This window comes from Pseudoalteromonas sp. SWXJZ94C, assembly GCF_015864385.1.
In the GTDB taxonomy this organism is placed as follows: domain Bacteria; phylum Pseudomonadota; class Gammaproteobacteria; order Enterobacterales; family Alteromonadaceae; genus Pseudoalteromonas.
On sequence record NZ_JADYXF010000150.1, the window covers coordinates 1 to 746 of the forward strand.

At 39.0% G+C, this 746-nt stretch carries 2 protein-coding genes; both read left to right on the forward strand.

Features of this window, described 5'->3' with window-relative positions:
- Positions 1-211, forward strand: a 211-nt coding sequence (locus tag I6F65_RS21500; RefSeq protein WP_197114869.1) for an Imm49 family immunity protein, incomplete at its 5' end; no start/stop codon positions are given.
- A gap of 56 nt (positions 212-267) precedes the next feature.
- Positions 268-746 (forward strand): Imm49 family immunity protein (locus tag I6F65_RS21505; protein ID WP_197114872.1); only part of this gene is annotated, 479 nt, incomplete at its 3' end.

Here is a 746-nt window from a genome sequence, read left to right on the forward strand (position 1 = left end):
AGAGACTACTCCGAGTACCGCCTTAGCAGATGCATTGAATGATAGCTGGGAGTACCACGAGCGATTCTGTGATAAAGAGTACCAACAACCTAATTTTTACATGCCAATTGTCTTGCTAGGTTTAACGTGCATGGCAAAAGACTTAGGTAAAGAAGTAAACGTACAATCAGATTTTATCCCGCAGTTTTATATTGATGGCGACTATTTATAGTTTTGCCTCAGTACCCAAAACCATCAACTAAACAGATTTAATTTAAAGGAATAAATATGATAACCATAACACGTGATTATGAATCTTTGCTTTTAGAAGATGATACTGAGTTATTTGAAGACGTATTTAATGATACGGTTGAGTTAATACAAGTAAAAAGAGATAACTTAATTTATTTATTAGACCATGCAATCACAATTTGCCAATGGTGGTCGTTTGACTTAACGGATGAAAACAAGCAAAAATCTATAAAAGCATTAAAATTAGCGGCAAAAGCTGGTGAGGCTGTTTTTAGACTGGGTCGAGAGCCTGAAAAAGAGCAGCGTATCGTGATTGACGATATATTAGATGCCACCTACAACGGCGAAAGCTTGTTGTGGAATGGGTACTTGGATGCTATTCGTTGGCAAAAAGCCTTTTTTTGTGCGGCAATTGTCCGTGACCAAGATGCGATGGACAGTTTAGCGAAGTTCCCTGTATCTGTAATGCGCCAGTGCTCTACCACAAACAGTGAAGCCGAGTACGCGCTGGTTGA